This is a genomic window from Pradoshia sp. Z4_20, from assembly GCF_058216035.1.
Genome location: NZ_JBZAJD010000001.1, coordinates 952617 through 975051, shown reverse-complemented (window position 1 = coordinate 975051; position 22435 = coordinate 952617). Strand labels below are relative to the sequence as shown.

Here is a 22435-nt window from a genome sequence, read left to right as displayed (position 1 = left end):
TATGTTAAAATTACACTTTACAGATAGGAGGATTTTTAATGGCGAAAAAGAAAGTATTGGCTGTTGTGACGAGCCATGAATATATGAAAAATAAAAAAGACAAAACGGGTTTATGGTTAAGCGAACTTGTACATTTTTATGATTGTTTAAAATTGGCAGGATATGAGGTTGATATAGTTTCCACAAAAGGAGGAAAAGTACCACTTGATCCGAAAAGCCTTCTCCCTGTCTTGCTGGATAACAGGACAAAGGAATACTATCTGGATCCGTATTTTATTAGTAGATTGGATAAAACCACTTCTATCGATGAAATAACATCTGACGAGTATGGCTGCATCTATTTTGCCGGCGGACATGGAACGATGTGGGACTTCCCTAACCAGTCCAGCATTCAAAAGTTAACCGCTGAAATATATGAAAAAGGCGGTGTCGTTTCGGCTGTTTGCCACGGACCTGCTGCTTTATTAAATGTTGTATTATCAGATGGGACTCATCTCTTGGAAGGAAAAACAGTAACCGGTTATACAAATATGGAAGAAACGATCATGTTTGCATCACATAAAATACCATTCAAGCTTCAAAATGAGTTAACCGCTAAAGCTGGAAAATTCACAAAATCAACCGTTCCTTTCACATCACATGTGGTGGAAAATGAGCGAGTGATTACAGGACAAAATCCACAAAGCGCGCGAGCAGTTGGTGAGAAAACGTTACATTTCTTACAAAATCAAAAAAGATATTAAAAAATGTCGATTCAAACTCCAAACCTTTGTTGGAGTATTGAATCGACATTTTTTTAATTTACATAGGTAATACATACAAAAAGATAGATAAAAAGTGCAGAATAGAAGCAACCAAGACCATCAGATGCCAAATCGCATGGTGATATGGAAACCCTCTCCATACATAAAAGATACTTCCTACCGTGTATAATAATCCGCCATACACAAGCATCATTAATCCAGTTGGAGGAACTGCCATTTTTAACGGCTCCCATGCTACAACAATTAACCAGCCCATGATGATATAGATTATTGTAGAGAGAATGACAAATTTCCTTAGGAAAATGGCTTTAAAAACAATTCCGGCTATTGCCAACGTCCAGATAATCGCCAATAATGCATATCCTGTTTTCCCTCCAATTGCAATGATTGCATACGGTGTATACGTTCCTGCAATAAATAAATAGATGGAGGTATGATCAAAGAATTCCATAATCACTTTGACTTTGCCCTCAGGAAATGCATGAGTCAGAGTCGAGAATGTAAAAAGCATCAACATCGATATTCCATAGACCAAAACAACTGATAGCCTATCGCCAGCTCCATTCGTTATAGAAAAAACAATCATTAAGATTAGGGCCGCAAAGGATAAAGCTGCTCCTATCCCATGCGTAATCGCATTGACGACTTCTTCTTTCTTGGTGTAAGTATAGACTCGATTCATCAAGAGACTCCTTTCCATGTTTTTATTTGTCTATTCCCGTTTTTTTGCTAAATTAATACCTTTCTACCTATTTTTTAAGATTTAATTGTTTTAAAAGATATGGCCAGACCTCCATAATATCTGTTGCTAGCATTGCGCTAGGTTCACGTTCAATCGCCCAATATTCTGACGATTTCCCATGAAGATAAACCGCATTCGACACGGCTGTTGTATAGTGTGAGAAAGGTTCAGATTGACACAGTAATCCTAAAATAATTCCAAGCAATGTGTCTCCAGAACCGCCTTTTGAAAGACCGCGATTTCCCGTTTGATTGATATAGCCAGTTCCATCTGGAAAAGCGATAACCGTATTTACTCCTTTTAAAATAACTGTTACCTCATGTTCAATAGCAAAATCACGAGCAACCGAAATGCGGTTTTCATTGATCCACCTAGAAGATAATCCTGTAATTCGAGCCATCTCTCCGGGATGAGGTGTCAAAATGACCGGTGCCGGACGCCCTTTTGGATACTCTCTTTTTTGCAGGGCAGCGGCATCTAAAATAAGAGGCAAATCAGGTTGATTCAATAAAAATTGAACTTTATCCTCCAATTGTTCATCCAAATCCAAACCAGGACCGATTGCTGCTGCTTTCATACTGGATAGCTGTTTATTTTCTTTTAATTGTTGAAGCGTGTGATACCAATAGGTTGCTTCAGGAAGTCTCTGACAAACAATTTGTGCTACACTTTTATCGGTTGCGATTGTCAGTTTGCCAATTCCGGAACGCATAGCACCAAGACCAGACAGAAGTGCACAACCTGGCATTTCCTCACTGCCAGCAATTAATAATCCGGTTCCAAATGATCCTTTGTGCGGATTATTTGGTAAAGCAGGCCATGTTTGTTTAACATCTTCCTCTGTCCATACTCTCCAGCCTGATTGCTGTACCAATCCAATATCCAACGATTTGACTGTCCCATAGTATTCAGCCGAAGGCACTAAAAAAGCTGAAGGCTTAACCCCATGTAAGCATAATGTGTAATCTGCTTTAAAGGCAGTCACTACATTACCTCTATCTGCTTCAACACCTGAAGGAATATCAATCGCAATTTTCAGAGCCAATGATTGGTTCCAGTAGGCAAGCACTCGATCCGCATGACTGGAAAACGGCGGTTTAAACCCAATTCCAAAGAGCCCATCTACCAGAACATCATATTCATTTTCAATCGTTTGGGTGTATGGGTATCCACAAGTAATAAAATAAGAAAAATGCTGTTGCGCAACTTTAGACTTTGGCAATCCAAACGGCAAAATAAGCGTCGCCTTATAACCGTGATTCAGCAATAATCTCGCAAGGACAATCGCATCGCCTCCATTATTTCCTTGCCCAGCGATGATTCCAACTTCATCTTCCCTCTGAATTAAACTGGATACTTCTCTGAACAAAGCCTGTCCAGAGTTTTCCATTAAAGTAAAGATGGATAGCCCATCCGCGTCAGCTTTACTGTCGACTTCTCTGATATCATTCGCAAAATAAATATTCATCATCGACCACCTCTCTTCTTATATTTTTAGTATACAACAATAGGAATAGGACATTTAAACGATATAGTAAGGTAAGGGATCTGATATCTATTGATCAGATATAGGTTTAGGAGAGAGGTAGCATAGGTGGGGCATAGATGGTCCATAGCCAGGGGATTCCTCCTTTCTCCCACCTTTCCCATACCTTTACGCCACCTTTGACCGGAGATAGGTGTGATATAGGTGGGGTAAAGCTCCGGTATAAGTTTTCGATTTAAAATAAAATAGTCAGCTCCACAATCGGAACTGACATTTGTTTAACCATCAACTTCCAGTAAATAACGTATCTCCTTTTTCCAGTTCCCCTGTATGAAGTTGATAACACTTATACTTATTTCCTGCCTGTTCTTTTATCCAACTTGCTGCATTCGTTCTTGATGATCATAAGTATCAATTTACTTGGAAAAATTAATCAAATTATCACCGAGGTTCAGAATGACGCTATGATTCTTTTCGATTGCTTTCCTTCTTGATTCTGTATTCACTTCATCTGTCAGTAAAATAAGATGTCCTTGATCCGTTTGCGGTAATCCAGCCCTCTTCAGATTCTTTTCAGTAGCCTCATATAAATGTTTTTTCCTGTTTGACACATAAAAGATTTGGATTCCTTTCATATCCACATATTGAAGGAACTCTGATGCACCAGGCAGAGGTTTCGCATTTGCTTGGTAGACCCATGCATCCCATTCTTTATCATTAAAGGAGCTTTTCTTTTGAGCCAACTTAGCTAAAAAAGGGCGGTTATTCAATACGGTTTCATCTAAATCTAAAATAATGGCTTTATCCTCATCCGTCTTTTGTTGCAGAGCTCGATCGAGTCTATGTTTAGCCACTTTATAACCTTTACTAAATGACGCATCAGTCGTAGATTGTTGGTACCTAAGGACGTGCATTATATTTTCTTCTTGTTGATTCTTATACGGACTAGCTTCTATCCAGTTCATAGGTAAGCTTATCCAAACACTAAATACAGTAATAAGTATACTTCCTTTTCTGATGCCATTCTTTTTCATTCCAATCACCTCTCGAACAGTTTTTCCAAAGACTTTTCATTTCATGAAAAATTTATATTGGAATAGCGAATCTGCTTAAATAAAGTAGGTATTGGATACGAAAAAAAGACCTCATTTGAGATCTTTACTGATTGATTTAGAATTATCTTTTTCTTATTAAAATACTACTAAACATCCTCAAAGAAACCGCAAAACAGAACATTTTATCAGTCGGAATTTACAGAATAAACCTATTTTCCAGAAATTTTTTAATCTTTAATCAGGGTCTTTATTATGAGGAGCCGAATTGTAAAACTATTTATCTCCATTGGTATACATATCTTAGAATTCATAAGACTAATATTCATAAATATAGGGGTGATATTCTTGTTTAAAAAACCATTTATTTTGTTGATGATCGGTATCATTCTTGTTCTATTTATAGATACGGGTGCAAAGAATTTCTCAGATCTTTTGCTTAATAAATAAATAGAAACATAAAAAAAGCGGGGAATGCGATACCGCCCCTTAAAAGTTAGTTTTACTCTAACTTTTAGGGTATGACAACTTCCCCGCTCTCTTTATTAATATTGATTAGTAGTCTTATGTCGTTCAACTAATTTTTTTAATGATTGAATCTGACCTAGATGCATCGCTTCATGGCTCAGTAAAAAGTGAAACAATTCGCTTTTTGTTTTAATACCAAACTTTGCAAGAGGACCTGTTACCTCTTCTCTCCAGAATTCCTCCGGTAAATCTTTAATTCTCTTTTCCTGAGATTGATAATTGGACTTGATATCATTCAAAGAAGGTGCACTTCTTTGCCAATATTTTGGCGAAGTTCCGCTTCTGAAAAATTCTCCATATAACTCTGAAAGCGGTGAACCGCTGCCAGGATAATCAAACAAGAAGGATTCCGCACTTACCAGTACATGCCCTAATTGCCAGCGAATCGTATTATTAAAACCTTCTGGTTGAAGATCAGCCTCCGCTTCAGATAAATCCTCTAAAATTTCCTGTAGCTTACTTCTGGTCAACTCAAATTGTTTTTGCATACCAGTCGTTTCCATATAATCCCCTCCACTAATTCTTTTTGCCCTTCACAAGATATGGGTTGCTATCCTTTATACCCTATCTTTCCTGAAAAAAAACAGAAGTGAAACGGCTTATTGGACTGATAACATACAAATTGTTAGCTGGTTGTTTGTTTTGCCTTATTTCTAATCAATTCTTTAACAAAGGACTCCAATTCCTTATGGCCCTTTTGATGCAGTAAACTTACAACCTTACTCCCTACAATAATTCCATCACAATAGTCATACAATTGATTGGCCGTCTTTGCATTGGATATTCCAAATCCCGCATAGATTGGACAATCCGTATTCTGCTTAAGTTGTAGGATTTGTTCTTTAAAGGCTTCATCATTCAACTGTGCCTGTTCTCCTGTTGTCCCATTTACCGTTACTGCATAAATAAAACCTTCCGCTCCATCACAAAGCTTTGCCATTCGAGTTGGATTTGCTGTTAAAGGTAAGATTCTGATTAACACAATGCCTTCCTTACTGAGCTCTTTCTTAAACATCTGCTCTTCCTCCAGCGGAACATCTGGTATGATACAGGCACTAATGGAGGCTTCTCTGCATTTTGCAGCAAACGTTGAAATCCCAAGTCGTAAAACAGGATTTGCATATGTCATAATAATTAACGGAATTTCAATAGTTTCCTCAGTATTCCTTAATTCATTTAATATATCCTCCAAAGTAACATCTTGTTCCAGGGCACGTAAACCTGCTTCCTGAATACTTGGTCCATCAGCTACTGGGTCAGAAAATGGAATTCCAATTTCAATGGCGGATGCCTCTAATCTTTCAAAGTACTTTATAGTCGGAACAAGCTGATCGATCCCTCCATCACCGCCCATAATATAGGGTATAAACCCTTTTTCTCCACTCCTTTTAGCCTCTGAAAAACAGTCTACTAGCTTATTAGGCATGCTCCACACCTCCAATTACATTCATGACGGTATCCATATCTTTATCTCCTCTCCCGGATAAACAAATTACAATAGACTGATCTTTCCCCATATCAGGTGCCCTTTTGACTGCTTCCGCTATCGCATGCGAGCTTTCCAGCGCAGGTATAATTCCTTCCTTTCTTGTTAACAGCTTAAAAGCTTCCAATGCTTCATCATCCCTAATAGATGTATACTCAACTCTTCCCTCATCCTTCAAAAAGCAGTGCTCTGGCCCGACTCCCGGATAATCAAGTCCAGCCGATATAGAGTGGGCTTCCTCTATCTGTCCTGCTTTATCCTGCAGGAGATACATGAGTGCGCCATGTAAAATCCCCTTTTCTCCTTTTGTAAGAGACGCTGCATGCTCATTCGTATCTAACCCTTGGCCAGCCGCTTCCACGCCTACTAAAGTAACCTGTTCATCCTCTAAAAATTCGTAAAACATCCCCATCGCGTTACTGCCACTGCCGATACAGGCAATAATTTCATCTGGCAATCGACTGTGTAAAGCTAAGAATTGCTCCCTGGTTTCCCGACCTATTACACTCTGAAAATCTCGTACAATTTGCGGGAAGGGATGGGGTCCCATCACAGATCCCAATAAATAATGTGTATCCTCAATATGACCGACCCAGTAACGTAAAGCTTCATTTACGGCATCCTTCAGTGAACAGCTTCCTTGTTGTACAGGCACTACCTTTGCACCCAACAATTCCATTTTCAATACATTCGGTTTTTGCCTCTTCACATCTTTTTCACCCATAAAGATTACTGCTTCCAAACCAAGCAAGGCACAGGCTGAAGCAGTCGCGACTCCATGCTGGCCGGCACCTGTTTCCGCAACAATTCTTGTTTTGCCCATCGCTTTGGCAAGCAGGGCCTGACCAAGTGTATTATTAATTTTGTGAGCCCCGGTATGATTTAAATCCTCCCTTTTAAGGTAAATCCGCGCACCACCTAAATGTTCGGTCAAATTTTCCGCATAGTATAACGGAGTCTCTCTTCCTACATAATCCTTCAAAAGTAATTGATATTCAGTAATAAATGACTCTTCCTGCGCAATCGTTTTATAGGCTTCCTCCAATTCGAACAAAGCCGGCATTAAAGTTTCCGGTACAAATCTTCCTCCATATTCCCCATATCGGCCAGTTTTATCTGGATATTCTTTTATTTGATTCACTTGATTTCCCCCTCTTTTGCCATTTTTATAAATTCAAAGATTTTTCTCGTATTTTTTCTCCCATTTACCTCAACACCACTGCTCACATCAACCATAAACGGATTTACAACCTCAATCGCAACTCTTACATTTTCAGAATTCAAGCCTCCCGCTAAAATGATAGTAGGATATTTAGCTCCTAGTCCTCTAACCTTTTCCCAATCAAATGCCACTCCGTTTCCACCTCTATATTCCCGTGCTTCAGCATCCAATAAAATATAATCAGCATGCTTAACATCACCAACATCTAAGTCTGCCTGAGCAGGCTTAATTCCTAGCGATTTAATGATCGGCAATCCAACCTCCAAATAGTCTGCCGGCTTTTCTTCTCCATGAAGCTGAATGGCTGTCAATCCACAATATCGTGCCACTTGTTTCACCGTTTCTACCTCTTCATTAACAAAGACACCGACCTTCCAGATTTCACCTTCCAGTTTGGAGATGATTGGTTTGGCCTTCTCAGGAATAATTCTTCGCTTGCTTTCGGCGAACATAAATCCAAGGGCATCCGCACCTGCTTTTTCAGCTGCTAATGCATGCTCGACGGTTTGTATTCCACAGATTTTCACCTTCACCGACTGTACCTTCTTTCAATTTTCTTGATTTCTTTTACAAATTGAGCGGGATCTTGATGCTTCATCAATGCCTCCCCAATTAGGATTGCATCCACGCCTGCATTGGCAACACGTAAACAATCATTAACATTCTTGATTCCACTTTCACTAATGACAATAGTCGACGGATCGTCAATCAATTTGATTAAATTTTCAGTAACAGCTAAATCCGTGTTAAATGTTTGAAGATTTCGATTATTTATGCCAATCAATTGCGGTTTAAGGGACAGAGCTGCCATTAAATCCTCCTCATCATGCACTTCCAGTAAAACTTCCAAATGTAGATGGAGAGCATACTCATACAATGCTTTTAATTTTCCAGGTGATAAAATTCTTACAATCAACAGGACTATACTTGCCCCCGATAAAAAGGCTTGATTAATCTGAGATTCTTCCAATATAAAATCCTTGCATAAGACTGACAGATCTATATGACTGCTTACAACCTGTAAATCTTCAAAGCTTCCATTAAAATATTCTGTATCCGTTAAAACAGATATGCCGTCAGCGCCGCCTTCCTTATATTGATTAGCTACCTCTATTGGGTCGGCCAAAGATTGAATGATTCCTTTTGATGGAGATGACCGTTTAAATTCTGCAATCACACCAAGGGTAGACTGACTTCTGATTCGTTCAGCAAAAGTATCTCTTACCTGCATTCGTTTGATGTCATTTGACAATTCAATTGCGGTTGATTTGCTTAACTCTCTCCTCTTGTGCTCCACGATATTCATTAAATAGGTTGGCATATATCATTGGCCCCTTTCGTTTGAACCGGTCCCCTAACTTCAAGTAATTTCCGATAGACAGCACCTGAATCAATTAATTCAGCCGCATACATGACTCCTTCCTGGATCGTAGAAACTTTCCCTGATACAAATAAACCAATTCCTGCATTTAGAAGGACGGCATCACGACATGGATTCTTTTCCCCACAGAAGATACCAATCATTTTTTTTGCATTTTCAGACGGCTCACCACCGGTCAAACGGCTATTGTCCGACACTTTCAATCCAACGTCATTGGGATGGATGGCTTCTTCTGTTATTAGACCACTCTGAACAAAATATAGCTTGTTTTCGCCAGACAATGAAGCTTCATCCATATTACCCGCTCCATGGATAATGGCAGCCTTTTTTCTCCCAGCCTTTAACAATACTTCTCCATACAGCTTTAATAGTTTTACATCATACACACCAACCATTTGATAGGTTAAATGGACTGGGTTTGTTAAGGGTCCGATTGCATTGAAAATCGTAGGAATACCCAATTGCTTCCGAACTGCAGCGATTCTTTTTAATTTTGGGTGGATATGTCCAGCATTCAAAAATACTAAGTTAGCTTGATGAATAGCTTTCCTGGCTTCTTCCTTTTGATTAATCGTATTAATGCCCAATGCGTTCAGCACATCCATGCTGCCGGATTGACTCGTCATATTTTTGTTTCCGTGCTTCACCATTTTGATTCCGGCACTTGCCAAAACAAATGCTGATGCCGTACTGATATTAAAGCTATTGCTGCGATCGCCTCCGGTACCACAATTATCCATGGCTTCCGGGATAGTTCCTAGCTGATGTGTCGATTCCTTTCGAATCATTTCTGCGATAATATACAGTTCCTTACTCCCGTATCCCTTCAATCCAATAGCCATCAAAAATGCAGCCAATTCCGCTTCAGAAACAGTTGGATTTAACATTTGTTTTGCAGCATCTGTCATTTCGCCCTCTGATAAACTCTTTCCTTTACTTAATTTGAAAAGATACTCATTCATGCAAGACTGCCTCCTTCACAGTACTATTAAGAAAATTAGTAATTATTGTTTTTCCATAGGGCGTTCCTATTGATTCAGGATGGAATTGAACGCCGTATAAGGGATACTGCTTATGACGAATGGCCATAATCTCGTCATCATCCTCTGAAGTTGCTATAATCTTAAACTCATTTGGCAATGTCTCTTCTTTTATAATTAGAGAATGGTATCTCATTGCCTGAAACCCTTGAGGTGTACCCTTAAAAATTTCATCTCCTGTATGGATGATCTTTGATGATTTACCATGTTTGATCTTTCCAGCTCGACTTACCGTAGCACCAAACACCTGGCCAATGGCCTGATGCCCTAGACAAACGCCTAAAATAGGAATATGGCTATAAAAAGCTTTAATCATTTCTTTACATATCCCACTCTCTTCAGGCCGACCAGGTCCGGGTGATAAGACAATTGATGTTGGTGATAAATCTTTTATTTCTTGAATCGTAAGGGCGTTATTTCGTTTAATCAGTACCTCTTCCCCCAGTTCTAATAAAAGCTGATAGAGGTTATACGTAAAGGAATCAAAATTATCGATAAGTAAAATCATTTATCCCATCCTCCTTAAATCCAACTTTATGAAGTGTTTCATACCATTCATTTTCCGGAATGGAATCATAGACAATACCAGCGCCAGCCTGGAAATGAATTTGTTGATCTTTAATTACCATCATTCGGATTGCTAAGGCGAGGTCTAATTCCCCACCGTAGGAGATAAAACCAACACCGCCGCCGTAAGCGCCTCTTCTTTCCTGTTCAGCCTCTGAGATTAACTGCATTGCTCTTATCTTTGGCGCGCCCGATACGGTTCCAGCCGGCAAACAGGCTTTAATTGCATCCATTGGATGAATCGCTTCGTTTAATAGGCCTGTAATTTCTGAAACAAGATGGATCACATTTTTAAATAATTCAATCTCCATAAACCGTTTAATATTTACACTTTCCGGCTTACAAATCTTCCCCAAATCATTTCTAGCAAGATCCACCAGCATGACATGTTCTGCCTTCTCTTTTTCATCCGCTATTAAACTGGCAATCTGTTCTTCATCTTCTTGAATAGTAGAGCCTCTTCGTCTTGTACCAGCTATCGGATTAGAGTGAATGATGCCCTGATTGATCGCTATCAATCGTTCAGGAGAGCAACCCACAATGTGATAGGAGCCAAAATTAATATGAAAGTGGAATGTATCAGGATGCTCGTGCTTTAACTTCCCATAATAATCTTCCGGGTCTCCCCTAAATGAACCGGTCCATCGCTGCGACAAGACAGCCTGGAATATATCGCCGTTCCGTATTCTGGCTTTTAATTCATTAACCGTATCAATAAATTTCTCCTTATTCGTATTGCTTTTAATTCCGTGAATCAAATACATTTCATTTCCAGAAGCCTGGCTATATGTGGATAGTTTTTCCCGAAAGTACTTCATGTTTTTAGCCAATTCTTCCTCTGATCGTTCACCTTCATAGTCTAAATGGAGGTGGCTGCATTCGGAGAAATCATCACCGCTGTAAATAAAATAATCTGTGTGATAGAGAAAATGAAAATCCGGAATACCAACCGGATTCATTTCCGGCGAATCTATTTCTTCAAAGAGAAAACTGTACGAATAACCGGCAAATCCAATGGAACCTCCTATAAATGGCAGATCAGGATAAAGGGCATCATCGATTGCAAGGGACGCTTTTATAAACTCATGCGGATTATTCACTTTCTTTTTCATTTGACCTTTTTTAAAGAACGTACCATCTATACTCGTCATGATTTCTGCATATAGGTTAAAGGCAACAATTTTTGTCCTGCCACCGCTCGAAGATGGAAATTCAAGCACAGCTTTATAAGACTCAGCAATGTCTTCTATATTTCTAAGTTTGTTCTGTTCCTCGGCTTTCAGTCGTTGCCTGATTATGTTAGGTTTTCTCAATCTAATCCCCCCTGAAAATAAAAAAATCCTCCATAAGCAAATAAATTACTTATGGAGGACGTATAATCGTGGTGCCACCCCCGTTGGATCTCTTTCAGATACGATGAGGAAAGAATCCATCATTTAATATCCTATCCTTTTAACGGCGGAATCCCGTATTCCCCTACTAACCTTTCAGGGAATCACTCGAAAGCCCATTCACATAAAGCCTGCATACCGGTTCTCACCCACTCCGGCTCTCTGTAGTGCAATGTTTTTATGCTACTCCTCTTTCTTAACGTTTTATTTATTCAATTTTATCCCATACAAAAAGGGCCTCACATCCTTGAAAAAAGGACGAGAGACCCGCGGTACCACCTTAATTGATTGCTGAATTCAGCAATCCACTTTATGACAGCCTATAGAAATAACTGTCAGCCTATTTTAACGATTGGCTAAATCGGCCAAAGCATACTGAATAACTCACGTTCTGCTCGGCAACTCCGAAGTCCATTCACAAATGAAATCATACCGATTCCCACCCCCATCGGCTCTCTAAAACTCCTTCAAATGCTACTACTCTTCATCAACGCATTATTATGTTTAAGTTGTTGTTAATATTAAATTAACTCTTTTGAATTGTCAATCTATTCAGTTAAAAATAGGCAAAATGATGCATTTTAGTCAGACAAAGTAAAAAATGACTATATGTTAATGAAAGGGATCATCTCTCTCATAGATTTTGTATTAATTTATCTATTAGAAACAAGCAACTTTAAGTATTATTGCGTTTTCCTATCCTCTAATTACAATACAAAGGCTTGATAGAAGGGTGTAGTTTATACGATTTTCAAAAAAAGAGTGCCAATTCAGTAAGAACTGGCACTCTTTAAGTAAATATCATTTGTATGATACAACATTAATTATTAATTTATTTTGTTAGTTAAACAATCATCCCTCAAGCAATAAAGATTCAGGGTCTTCGATTAATTTTTTCACATTCGCTAGGAAGCTAACTGCTTCTGCTCCGTCGACAATACGGTGATCGTAAGATAATGCGATATACATCATTGGGCGAACTTCAATTTTGTCATCCTCAACAGCAATCGGACGCTTTTTAATACCGTGCATTCCAAGAATACCTACTTGTGTTCCATTTAAAATAGGTGTTGACATTAAGGAACCGAAAACACCGCCATTTGTGATAGTAAAGGTTCCACCCTGTAAATCTGATAGGGCCAATTTATTATCACGTGCTTTTTTAGCCAAGCTGCCAATTTCTTTTTCAATTTCAGCAAAGTTCATACGATCCGCATCTCTAACAACAGGGACTACTAAGCCTTCTGGAGCAGATACTGCTACACCGATATCATAGTATTTTTTGATAAGCAGCTCATCACCTTGGATTTCTGCATTTAACAGTGGATACTTCTTAAGTGAACCAACCACGGCTTTTGTAAAGAAGGACATAAACCCTAATTTCACATCATTTTCTTTTTGGAATGCATCCTTCCGTTTATTACGAAGGTTCATGATATTCGTCATATCTACTTCGTTAAATGTAGTCAGCATGGCTGTATTGTGTTGAACCTCAACCAAACGTTTCGCGATTGTTTGGCGTCTGCGTGACATTTTCACACGTTCTTCCGGTTTACCAGATACCTGAGCCGGTGCTGATGCTGCTTTTTTAGCTTCCGGTTTTGAAGGCTTAGGTGCAGGCGCGCTGGCTTGTGCATGACCATTGTAGGATTCTACATCCTGCTTGCGCACTCTTCCAAGTGGATCTACTGTAGGGATTTCATCCAAATCGATTCCTTTTTCTCTTGCTAATTTACGTGCAGCCGGAGAAGCAACTGTTTTATTTCCTTTTTTCTCTTCTTCTTTTGGTTCAGGAGCAGGTGCTGCTTTTGGCTCTTCTTTTACTTGTTCTTTTGCAACAGGTTCTTGTTTTTCACTCTGTGCAGGCGCTCCATCAGCATCTACCATCGCAATTGCTTCCCCAACAAGAACTGTATCTCCCTCTTCTTTTAATTGCTCTGTCAAAACTCCTTCATAGTCGGAGATGATTTCAACATTTACTTTATCTGTTTCAAGCTCAACGATATATTCACCTTTTTCAACCTTTTCACCCGGTTGTTTAAGCCATTGTGCAATTGTTCCCTCTGTAATTGATTCCGCTAATTCTGGTACTTTTACCTCTGCCATCTCTCTATTTCCTCCTCTATTCGCGAGTTAATGCGCTGTCAATAATACGATTTTGTCCTTGTTTATGAATGGTTGGATCTCCCTCTGCAGGACTGGATCGTCTTCTTCTGCCGATGTACTCAACTTTAACCCCTTCTGGTGCTGCTATTCTTAAACGTGGCTCAACGAAATTCCACGCGCCCATATTTTTAGGCTCTTCCTGTACCCATACAATCTCTTTTAGATTCGGGTAGGATGCAAATAATTCTTGAACCCCTTTAAGTGGGAATGGATAGATTTCTTCAATTCTCACAATATGAAGCCAATCAAGATTTTCTTGAGCTTCAATAGCCTGAGATAAATCAATTGCCATTTTACCTGTACAGCAAACGATTCTTTTCACACTGTCTTTTTTGGTTCCTAAGCCTGGCTGTTCAATAAAGGACTTGAATTCACCGTCACTCAGTTCTTCAGCTGTACTCGCAACAGTCGGATTTCTCAGCAAGCTCTTTGGCGTCATTAATACCAGTGGGCGTACTTCTTCTTTTCCTAAAATAGCTGCTTGTCTTCTTAAAATATGGAAGTATTGAGCTGCTGAACTTAAATTAGCTACAGTCCAGTTATTCTCTGCTGCCAATGATAAATATCGCTCCAAACGCGCACTGGAGTGTTCCGGTCCCTGGCCTTCATAGCCATGAGGCAATAGCATGACTAAGCCAGATTTTTGGCCCCATTTCGCTCTCCCTGCAGCAATAAATTGATCAAATAATACTTGAGCAGTGTTAGCAAAATCACCATATTGGGCTTCCCATAAAACGAGCGTATCCGGTGATTGAACATTGTATCCATATTCAAATCCAATCACAGCTGCTTCAGACAATGGACTGTTATGAACCGCAAAGGAAGCTTTTGCCCCTTCAAGTCCATGTAATGGAGAATAGGTTTCTCCCGTTTCACTGTCATGTAAAACAATGTTTCTATGAGCAAATGTACCTCGCTCGGAATCCTGTCCAGTAAGGCGGACCGGTGTACCATCCTGTAAGATAGTTGCAAATGCTAACGTTTCAGCCAAAGCCCAGTCTACCTTATTTCCTTCTTCCAAAGCATTCTGTCTTCTCATAAGGATTTTATCCAGTTTATTAAATACCTTGAAGTTCTCAGGTCGTTTTAAAAGCTCCGCATTTATTTGCTTTAATACGTCAAGCTCTACTTTTGTATCTACCTTCGGAATCCCGGATTCAATAATTTTTGGAACATCAGCCGCTTCAAGTGGAGAATCTTCCTTTTCACCCACTTGATTATAGTACTCTTTCAACATATCAAAATGTTCCTGATCCAGACGAGCGACCTCTTCTTCCGTTACAAGTCCTTCATCCACTAGTCTCTTTGCATACACCTCTCTAGGTGTTGGATGCTCATGCACCATCTTGTACATGGCCGGATTTGTTGTCATTGGCTCGTCCATTTCGTTATGGCCATAACGTCTGTATCCAATTAAATCTATTAAAAAGTCTTTTTTGAAATTTTGACGATATAAAATAGCTACATAAGCTGCTGCTAATACAGCCTCTGGATCATCCGCATTGACATGGATAATCGGGATTTCATATCCCTTCGCCAGATCACTTGAGTATCGAGTGGATCGGGAATCCCGGCTTTCTGTTGTAAATCCAATCATATTGTTCGCGATAATATGAACGGTGCCTCCTGTTTGATATCCTTTAAGGCGACTTAGATTCAAGGTTTCCGCCACAATTCCCTGACCTGGGAATGCTGCATCTCCATGAATAATAATTGACATACTGGAATTAGAATCCTGTACAGGAAATCCTTTTCGGCTTCTGTCATCCTGTACAGCCCTTGTATATCCATTTACGATGGGATTAACAAATTCCAAGTGACTCGGGTTATTTGCCAACGTTATAACCGCTTCTCTTGTATTCTCTTCTTTAATTTTACGACCTGCGCCTAAATGGTATTTCACATCACCCGTCCATCCAAATGTAACACCTATGGATCCTTCAGATGGCACCAATTTTTTATCCGGAGCATGCTGAAACTCAGAGAATATTTTTTTGTACGGTTTATCCAGCACATGAGCCAGTACATTTAATCTGCCTCTATGTGCCATTCCGATATTAATAGAAGTAGTTCCGCCGCGAACGGATCTTGAAACTAATTCATCAAGAAGTGGAACTAAAGAATCTACACCTTCAATTGAGAATCTCTTCTGTCCAACAAAGGTTTTATGTAAGAATCGCTCAAATCCATCCACTTCAGTTAAGCGCTTCAACAAATTTTTCTTTTTAGCTGCCGAGATTGCAAAACCGGAGGCTGTTTGTTCAACCATTTGTGTAAGCCACTTTTTCTCTTCCATGTCATGGATATGATCGAATTCAAAAGCAATCGTTCTCGTATATAAAACTTTTAAATATTCGATGGCTTCATGGCCATTTTGAATGTTTGCAGGCAAAACATCACTGATTAAGGAAGCTGGCATCGCTTTCAAATCATCAGTCGTTAAATCATATTTACCCAATCCTAAATTAATATCTTTCTTTACCTTACTGTACAATGGATAAATATCAGCGGCCAAATGTCCGTTTATTCGAATATCCTCAGCCAATTTGACAGCCTGCGATACTTTATACATCATTTTTGCTGTGAACTGACCGTCTGAAACTTCCTTACTTTGATTACCCCTTGTTTGTTCGGTTTCCTCTAATCTTGGAGGTCCCCATTCTTCAAATAATCTCACCAAATCCGGATCCACTTGCTCTGGGTCCTGTAAAAAAACTTCGTACATTTCCTGGACGTAACCCAAGTTTGGCCCCTGAAACTCTAGCCAAGGGTTTGTTACAGGTGTATCAAGTTTCATTATGAAATCCCCCTGTTAAACATTGTTTTGCCTTAATCCTGCGACTGAATAATATATAATAATAATGTTATCGAAAGAGTCGGAAGGATAAAACATTTCCGACATTATTCTACCATGTTTTGGTGAATATACCCAAAGGTTTGCACTTAATTTACGAGAAAATCAAAACTTTCTAAAAAATCAGCTATTATGAAATAGCAAAAAAAGAGAATTGATTATATAACCAACTCTCCTTTCTGATTAATTCCAAATTGAATCATGCTGGATTCACATACCCATTCATAGCCAATTTTTTGATAAATTGAATTTAAAGTTGGATTTGATAAATCCGTATATAAACTGCAAAATAAATAGTTTTCAAGAAGTTGTTTCGAAAAAGTGTGAACGGCCGAGCTCGCATACCCCTTCCCTCTCTCTTCATCGGGAGTATAAACCAGCGAGACTACAATTCCATTTTGCGTTGGCCGAGCCCACTTCACCATCGATACCGGTCTGTTCTGATCAATCCATAAATGTAAGGACTTCTCCTTGATATAATCATTTGCCCTTGCCTGACAATCTTCGTAAGTGAGATTATCAACCGTATATTTAGTGAACTCCTTAATCCAATCAGCTACTAAGGGAGCATCTTCATGGCCTGCCATACGTAAATACCCTTTTGTGATTTGAACAGAATTCAGTTTTGTCAGTTTATAGATTCCCTGTTCCACGCCAATAGAGCCCTCAATTCCCGTTACACACTTCCATTCATCAGCAAATAAATGCGCTAATTGCTTTTCGCCTGTTATCCCTGGAAACATGAACCCTTCTTCAACAAATTTATTTACAGCAAAGGAAATAGCTTCTTTTTGGTTTGGGTCGCCTGCAATAAGCAGATTATGTGGATGAGTTCGTAAAAAAATCAGGACAGTCTGATCCTTTACCTCCACTGTACACATGAAAAGTTTTATAGTATCTGATGGATTTTGGATCAATTTATTCACCAATCCCAGGATGACATTATGCTTCACTTCTTCCTTTAAAAGAATAGGTTCGACTTTGTCCTTAAAAGGTTTAATCGTGTCATAGAATACGATATTCATTTTGGCTCATCCTCCTTGTCTCTATTATCCTTCTAATCTATATATTTCAAAACAATTTAATTTAAAATCTTGTGAGTTTACATAATATTTTTATAACTAACTACTATTGTATAACAAAAACAGCAACCCCTATAGAGGATTGCTGCTTAATTTATAGTAGACTGTGTGCTGCAAATTAGTTTATGTCTAATATTCCATTCTGTGGAAGCTCGATTATAAAATGAGTTCCTTCAGGTGAGCTTTTAGAAATTGTAATATTCCCCAAATGCTCTATGATTGTTTTCTTAACAAATGGTAATCCCAATCCCATTCCCCGCTTGTCTATTGAGATAAATGGGTCAAATACACTTTCCCAGTTAGCTGGAGGGATTCCCTTGCCTGTATCAATAAAATGAATAATAATATGTTCATTTTCCAATTCGGTCTTAATCAATATTTTCTTATCATCTCTATCTTCAGGCATAGCCTCCACGCTGTTCTTGATTAAGTTGATAAAGACTTGCCCCAAATTGGTTTTATTAATATAGGCATTCAAAGGTACGTAATTGTTAACCAATTCAATATCCACCTGATTTGTACGCAACATTTCAGAAGACATGTTAATGGAATCCAGAATAACCTCTATTAAATTTTCCTTTTTCAGTACTAGATTGGATGACTTCATATAATCCTTATAATTATTGGTCAGTTTACCTAAATGTTCAGATGACTTTTGAATCATATCTAGTGTTTTCTTATCTGACTCTGTTAAGTCATTGCTCAGACTAAGAAGATTTGAAAAACTCTTGATAATTTGATTGGTATTTTTCACTTCATGAATTAAACTTCCCGCTAAATTCCCGGTATAATCCAGCTTTTTTTGTCTTTCCAGCAGTTGATAATGACTATCTTTTAGACTCGTGTTCAGTTTAACAAAGAAATGCACCATAAAAACAGAGAATACGATTACCCCGATGCTGCTTGTTATGGCACCTGTCCCTGGTGAAAGGTTTAAATATCCCGATAAGATTAGCCAAATAGAGGCTAAACAGAAAGCATTTAAGAATTTTCTGAAACTCGTGTTAGATATATTTCTCGAAACTAAATAGACAAGAATTAGAAAGATGATAAAACCAATCATATGTAAAATGAATATCCATCCTAAAGGCCCATACACTGGGTAATAAAAACTGGATGAGAAACTGGTCTTTACGGTTAACCCACTAATCCCTAATTCCGTTAGATTGATTATATACACCACTCCGCTTAAAATAATAAAAAAGATGAGTGACTTCTTATCAAGTAATAACCTCGATACCTTTGCTAACCAAGGAGTATCTGTTAACATTGTTGGCTGATCCTTTATAATCAAATATGCTACATAGAGAACAATCGGCACTCCAAAAGTTGGCCCTAAACGCAGCAATTTAAATAATACAAGAATGGTACTCTCAGAAAGAATATCTGAAAAATAAAGAACCCCAACATCAATTTGCCAAATTGAAACAAAGAGCATGTATAAAACGATACCCATTGTTAATCTTGATTCATTATACATACTTTTTATAACGAATGAAACAACCAAAGGGATCAACCCAATAGTACATATTAATAATCCGATAATCATTTATTTTTGCACTCCATTGCTGTATGATCAGGTCTATATTTTTTAATATAAGCACATGCATTATTCCCGCCATGTCCATGATTGGTAACAGCTACTTCATTGACCTCCTGATAAATCGTTTCGGTAACAATATTCATATCTTCATAGCCTTTTTTAGTTGTTCTTATTGTTGGAGGAATAAAATCATGTTCCACACTTAATAATGAAGATATCACTTGCAAGATACCAATGGCGGCTAGAGGGTTTCCATACATACTTTTTATCGAGCTGTATGGTGTTTGATGATTAAATAATTCCCTTGAGCACTTTTCTTCTATCCGATCATTCTGCTGGATTCCAAGTGCCTGGCTGTTGATATAATCTGGATTGCGGCCACTCGTGACATCTTTTAATGCATTAATCATCTGTTCTCCTGATTCATCCGAATCAAATATATAAGCTCCATCATTATTCGAGATAATATCAACAATTTCTCCTTTAATATGAGCTCCTCGCTTAATGGCATCATCTTCTCTCTCTAAAACAATCACACCAGAAGCTTCAGAAGCAGCAAACCCTTTACTATCTTCATGAAATGGAACAGCTCCTACATCCATTGCTTGATTCAAAGGTAATATTCTTGTTTTAGAAAAAGCATAAGTCATTAGTTTACCAATCGGACTCTCTGTTCCACCTACTATAGCCACATCTATTTTACCGGCTTTTAAATAGAGCAAAGCCTCTTCAATTGCTTCCAAACTGGAAGTGCAGCCAGTGCTTATTGTTTTTGTCACACCTTTTACTCCTAAAAAGTATGCGATAGATGAGGTCGTACTGTGATAATTGACATAGTGAGAAAACGTAATAGGCATTTTTCTATAATCATCATTGTTCGCATGTACAACTGCGTCCAGAGAATATTGATCTACGGAGGATCCAAGTGAAGTTCCAAAGAAAACCCCTACTTTTTTACCTACTAAATCCACTCCTGCTGATTCCAATGCCTCTCGCCCGGCCACGATTCCCAATTTAGAAACTTTGGGCAATCGATTAATTCTCCTATCTTTCTCTAACTCTTCTAATCCATTTTGTACTAAACCCACTATATTTGACTCGCCCTTATACCCTTCTCCATCTATTAGCTCCAGTGTGTTCACACCATGCTGTAAATTATATAAAAATTCGTCGATATTCCTTGTTTTCGGGGCTATTGTCCCGTAGCCACTAACTACTATTTTCATGTAATTTTCCGCCTCAGTTGAGAATATTTACCTAAAAAAATTATAGCAGATAATATTTCAGAATGACTATAGGAAAAAACTATTAAAAATATGTTTAAATAATCTAAATAGTTTAAATAAATAGTTAATACTACCATATGAAATAATTAAAAGCGTTGTTGATAACACATGCCGTTGAGCCTTTAGCCTAGTTGATAAAGTAACTTTAATTTCAGATGTTCACAGTACCTGAAACTCTAGTGAGATTTCGGATTTCTTTCATTAAATAAGATCACAATTGGTGTATAGCAATGCTCGTATTGTGGAATCACATTACCGCCATAATAAAAGAATGCTCTAAAATATCCTTTAATACATATTCTTTATCTGTCAGATTTCCTTGCTAACATCTAGTCAATATTATAGAAAGCAGTTATGAGCTAACCAACTGGGGACAAATTTCGAGTAATAGGAATGGATTGAATATAAAAAAAGCTGCATTCAGGTAAATTCGGAATACAGCTTAATCTTAGCTAAAGTATCAACTACTTATTAACACTTGCAATCCTCTTCTAAAACCTTCATTCATTAAAGTGATTTAGAAGAATACTTTAATACTTGCTAGGATCGTAAGCAAACCTACAACAATGACGAATACGTTGCTCAATTTCCCTCTGTATTTAGCTAGTACTGGTACTTTGCGGATTGCATACATTGGTAATACACATAAGATAGCAGCAACTAGAGGTCCGCTGAGTGTATCAATTAATCCTAGAATACTTGGATTTGTATAAGCAACAAACCAACATGTTAATACCACAAATACTAGAATTGCAGTTTTAATTGTTTTTTCTTTAATACTTTTTCCGCGTGCTTTTCCTGATGCCACAATCATGTCACGCATTACTTCGTAAGCTCCTACATAATGACCAAGGAAGGACTTTGTGATGGCCACGAATGCAATAATAGGCGCTGCAATAGCAATTATTGGTGAACCAAGTTCATTCGCAAGATAAGATAGGATTGATAAATTCTGTTCCTTTGCCATGGCAAGATCACTTGGAGTTAAGCTCAAGACACTGCTCCAAACGAAGAACATGACAACAGAGAATGTCATAATATAACATACTTTTTGTATTTGGGCACATTTCGCGTCAGTCGCATCTTTTCCATAAGTTGCCCGCTGTTTCATTACAAATGACGATACAATAGGAGAATGGTTAAACGAGAATACTATAATCGGTAATATCAACAGTATAATTCCAAAATATCCGGATCCTGATGAAGCAGTAGAAACACTTGCAGAACTAAAAATCGATGTATTCCACTGTGGAATTAAAGATACTGCGATAAATAACAGAGAAGCTATAAATGGATAAACTAGCATGCTCATTACTTTTACAGTTATATCTTGTCCAAAATTTAGTATGACGATAAGACCGAGTATTAATACAAGTGATAAAATGGCTCTTGGCGGCTCGTTCATATGCAATTGATTTACCATAAAACTACTTGCTGTGTTTGTAAGTGCAACTGAATACATCAGTACGATTGTATAAATAGAGAAGAAATAAACGATGTTAAAGGCTATACTTGCCTTATTTCCAAAATACTCTCTTATCGTACCTGTAATTCCCTCATCAGCAGAATCTGAAGCAGCTATCATTTTAGCTAGTGCCCTATGCGAGTAGTACATTACCGGAAAGGCTAGTATAGTAATTAACAATAATGATATTAATCCCCCTGATCCTGCATTAATAGGTAAGAAAAGTACGCCCGCTCCAATTGCTGTTCCAAAAAGGCTCAATGCCCAGGTTGTATCTTGTTTATGCCATTTCTTCGCATCTGGAAAATTCTCTTGTATTACTGAATGATCTTCAACTGGTAATTCGAGTTTTTTTGCTGTATTTCCATGCATAATAAGGT

Annotated in this window: 18 protein-coding genes and 2 other annotated features; of the genes, 1 reads left to right on the top strand and 17 read right to left on the bottom strand. The window is 38.2% G+C overall.

Going from position 1 to position 22435, the window contains the following annotated elements; all coding sequences use genetic code 11:
- Positions 1-38: 38 nt before the first annotated feature.
- Positions 39-743: a type 1 glutamine amidotransferase domain-containing protein gene (locus AC4BHP_RS04725; protein WP_066106974.1), complete on the top strand. Its 705-nt coding sequence runs from the start codon at positions 39-41 to the stop codon at positions 741-743.
- Between the two features lie 58 nt (positions 744-801).
- On the opposite strand, the gene trhA is transcribed toward AC4BHP_RS04725, so the two are convergent.
- The 17 genes from trhA to AC4BHP_RS04640 form a co-directional block, all read right to left on the bottom strand.
- Complete coding sequence (trhA, locus tag AC4BHP_RS04720) at positions 802-1446, bottom strand: PAQR family membrane homeostasis protein TrhA (RefSeq protein ID WP_066106977.1); 645 nt, start codon at positions 1444-1446, stop codon at positions 802-804.
- 67 nt (positions 1447-1513) lie between these two features.
- Positions 1514-2974: an NAD(P)H-hydrate dehydratase gene (locus AC4BHP_RS04715; RefSeq protein WP_490551443.1), complete on the bottom strand. Its 1461-nt coding sequence runs from the start codon at positions 2972-2974 to the stop codon at positions 1514-1516.
- 434 nt (positions 2975-3408) lie between these two features.
- Entirely contained in the window at positions 3409-4026 is a 618-nt protein-coding gene (locus tag AC4BHP_RS04710; RefSeq protein ID WP_490551442.1) for a 5'-nucleotidase, lipoprotein e(P4) family, read from the bottom strand.
- Between the two features lie 563 nt (positions 4027-4589).
- Positions 4590-5075 (bottom strand): DinB family protein, encoded by a 486-nt coding sequence (locus AC4BHP_RS04705; protein WP_066106986.1) that lies wholly within the window; start codon positions 5073-5075, stop codon positions 4590-4592.
- Between the two features lie 122 nt (positions 5076-5197).
- Complete coding sequence (gene trpA, locus AC4BHP_RS04700) at positions 5198-5998, bottom strand: tryptophan synthase subunit alpha (protein ID WP_490551441.1); 801 nt, start codon at positions 5996-5998, stop codon at positions 5198-5200.
- Positions 5991-7190 (bottom strand): tryptophan synthase subunit beta, encoded by a 1200-nt coding sequence (gene trpB, locus AC4BHP_RS04695; RefSeq protein ID WP_490551661.1) that lies wholly within the window; start codon positions 7188-7190, stop codon positions 5991-5993. Before trpB ends, trpA begins: the two co-directional genes overlap by 8 nt.
- A 5-nt stretch (positions 7191-7195) precedes the next feature.
- On the bottom strand, positions 7196-7813 hold the full coding sequence (locus tag AC4BHP_RS04690) for a phosphoribosylanthranilate isomerase (protein WP_066106992.1): 618 nt from the start codon (positions 7811-7813) through the stop codon (positions 7196-7198).
- Positions 7810-8601 (bottom strand): indole-3-glycerol phosphate synthase TrpC, encoded by a 792-nt coding sequence (trpC, locus tag AC4BHP_RS04685; protein WP_490551440.1) that lies wholly within the window; start codon positions 8599-8601, stop codon positions 7810-7812. The genes AC4BHP_RS04690 and trpC overlap by 4 nt, the downstream gene beginning before the upstream one ends.
- Positions 8586-9623 (bottom strand): anthranilate phosphoribosyltransferase, encoded by a 1038-nt coding sequence (gene trpD / locus AC4BHP_RS04680; RefSeq protein ID WP_148629797.1) that lies wholly within the window; start codon positions 9621-9623, stop codon positions 8586-8588. Before trpD ends, trpC begins: the two co-directional genes overlap by 16 nt.
- Entirely contained in the window at positions 9616-10209 is a 594-nt protein-coding gene (locus AC4BHP_RS04675) for an anthranilate synthase component II (RefSeq protein ID WP_066107002.1), read from the bottom strand. The genes trpD and AC4BHP_RS04675 overlap by 8 nt, the downstream gene beginning before the upstream one ends.
- On the bottom strand, positions 10190-11581 hold the full coding sequence (locus tag AC4BHP_RS04670; protein WP_490551438.1) for an anthranilate synthase component I family protein: 1392 nt from the start codon (positions 11579-11581) through the stop codon (positions 10190-10192). Before AC4BHP_RS04670 ends, AC4BHP_RS04675 begins: the two co-directional genes overlap by 20 nt.
- Before the next feature lie 51 nt (positions 11582-11632).
- Positions 11633-11868, bottom strand: a binding site (T-box leader).
- A gap of 42 nt (positions 11869-11910) precedes the next feature.
- Positions 11911-12159 (bottom strand) — a binding site (T-box leader).
- 352 nt (positions 12160-12511) lie between these two features.
- Positions 12512-13765 (bottom strand): 2-oxoglutarate dehydrogenase complex dihydrolipoyllysine-residue succinyltransferase, encoded by a 1254-nt coding sequence (gene odhB / locus AC4BHP_RS04665; protein ID WP_148629799.1) that lies wholly within the window; start codon positions 13763-13765, stop codon positions 12512-12514.
- A gap of 16 nt (positions 13766-13781) precedes the next feature.
- Positions 13782-16622 (bottom strand): 2-oxoglutarate dehydrogenase E1 component, encoded by a 2841-nt coding sequence (sucA, locus tag AC4BHP_RS04660; protein ID WP_148629800.1) that lies wholly within the window; start codon positions 16620-16622, stop codon positions 13782-13784.
- Between the two features lie 215 nt (positions 16623-16837).
- Positions 16838-17704 carry a GNAT family N-acetyltransferase gene (locus AC4BHP_RS04655; protein ID WP_148629801.1) on the bottom strand — a complete coding sequence of 289 codons (867 nt, stop codon included), beginning with the start codon at positions 17702-17704 and terminating at the stop codon, positions 16838-16840.
- A gap of 175 nt (positions 17705-17879) precedes the next feature.
- Complete coding sequence (locus AC4BHP_RS04650) at positions 17880-19310, bottom strand: sensor histidine kinase (protein ID WP_490551437.1); 1431 nt, start codon at positions 19308-19310, stop codon at positions 17880-17882.
- Positions 19307-20530, bottom strand: coding sequence for a beta-ketoacyl-[acyl-carrier-protein] synthase family protein (locus AC4BHP_RS04645; RefSeq protein WP_490551436.1), 1224 nt, complete (start codon positions 20528-20530; stop codon positions 19307-19309). The genes AC4BHP_RS04650 and AC4BHP_RS04645 overlap by 4 nt, the downstream gene beginning before the upstream one ends.
- 577 nt (positions 20531-21107) lie before the next feature.
- The gene (locus AC4BHP_RS04640) at positions 21108-22427 is read right to left on the bottom strand and encodes an aromatic amino acid transport family protein (protein WP_490551434.1); all 1320 of its coding nucleotides are present in this window, start codon (positions 22425-22427) and stop codon (positions 21108-21110) included.
- Between the last annotated feature and the right edge of the window lie 8 nt (positions 22428-22435).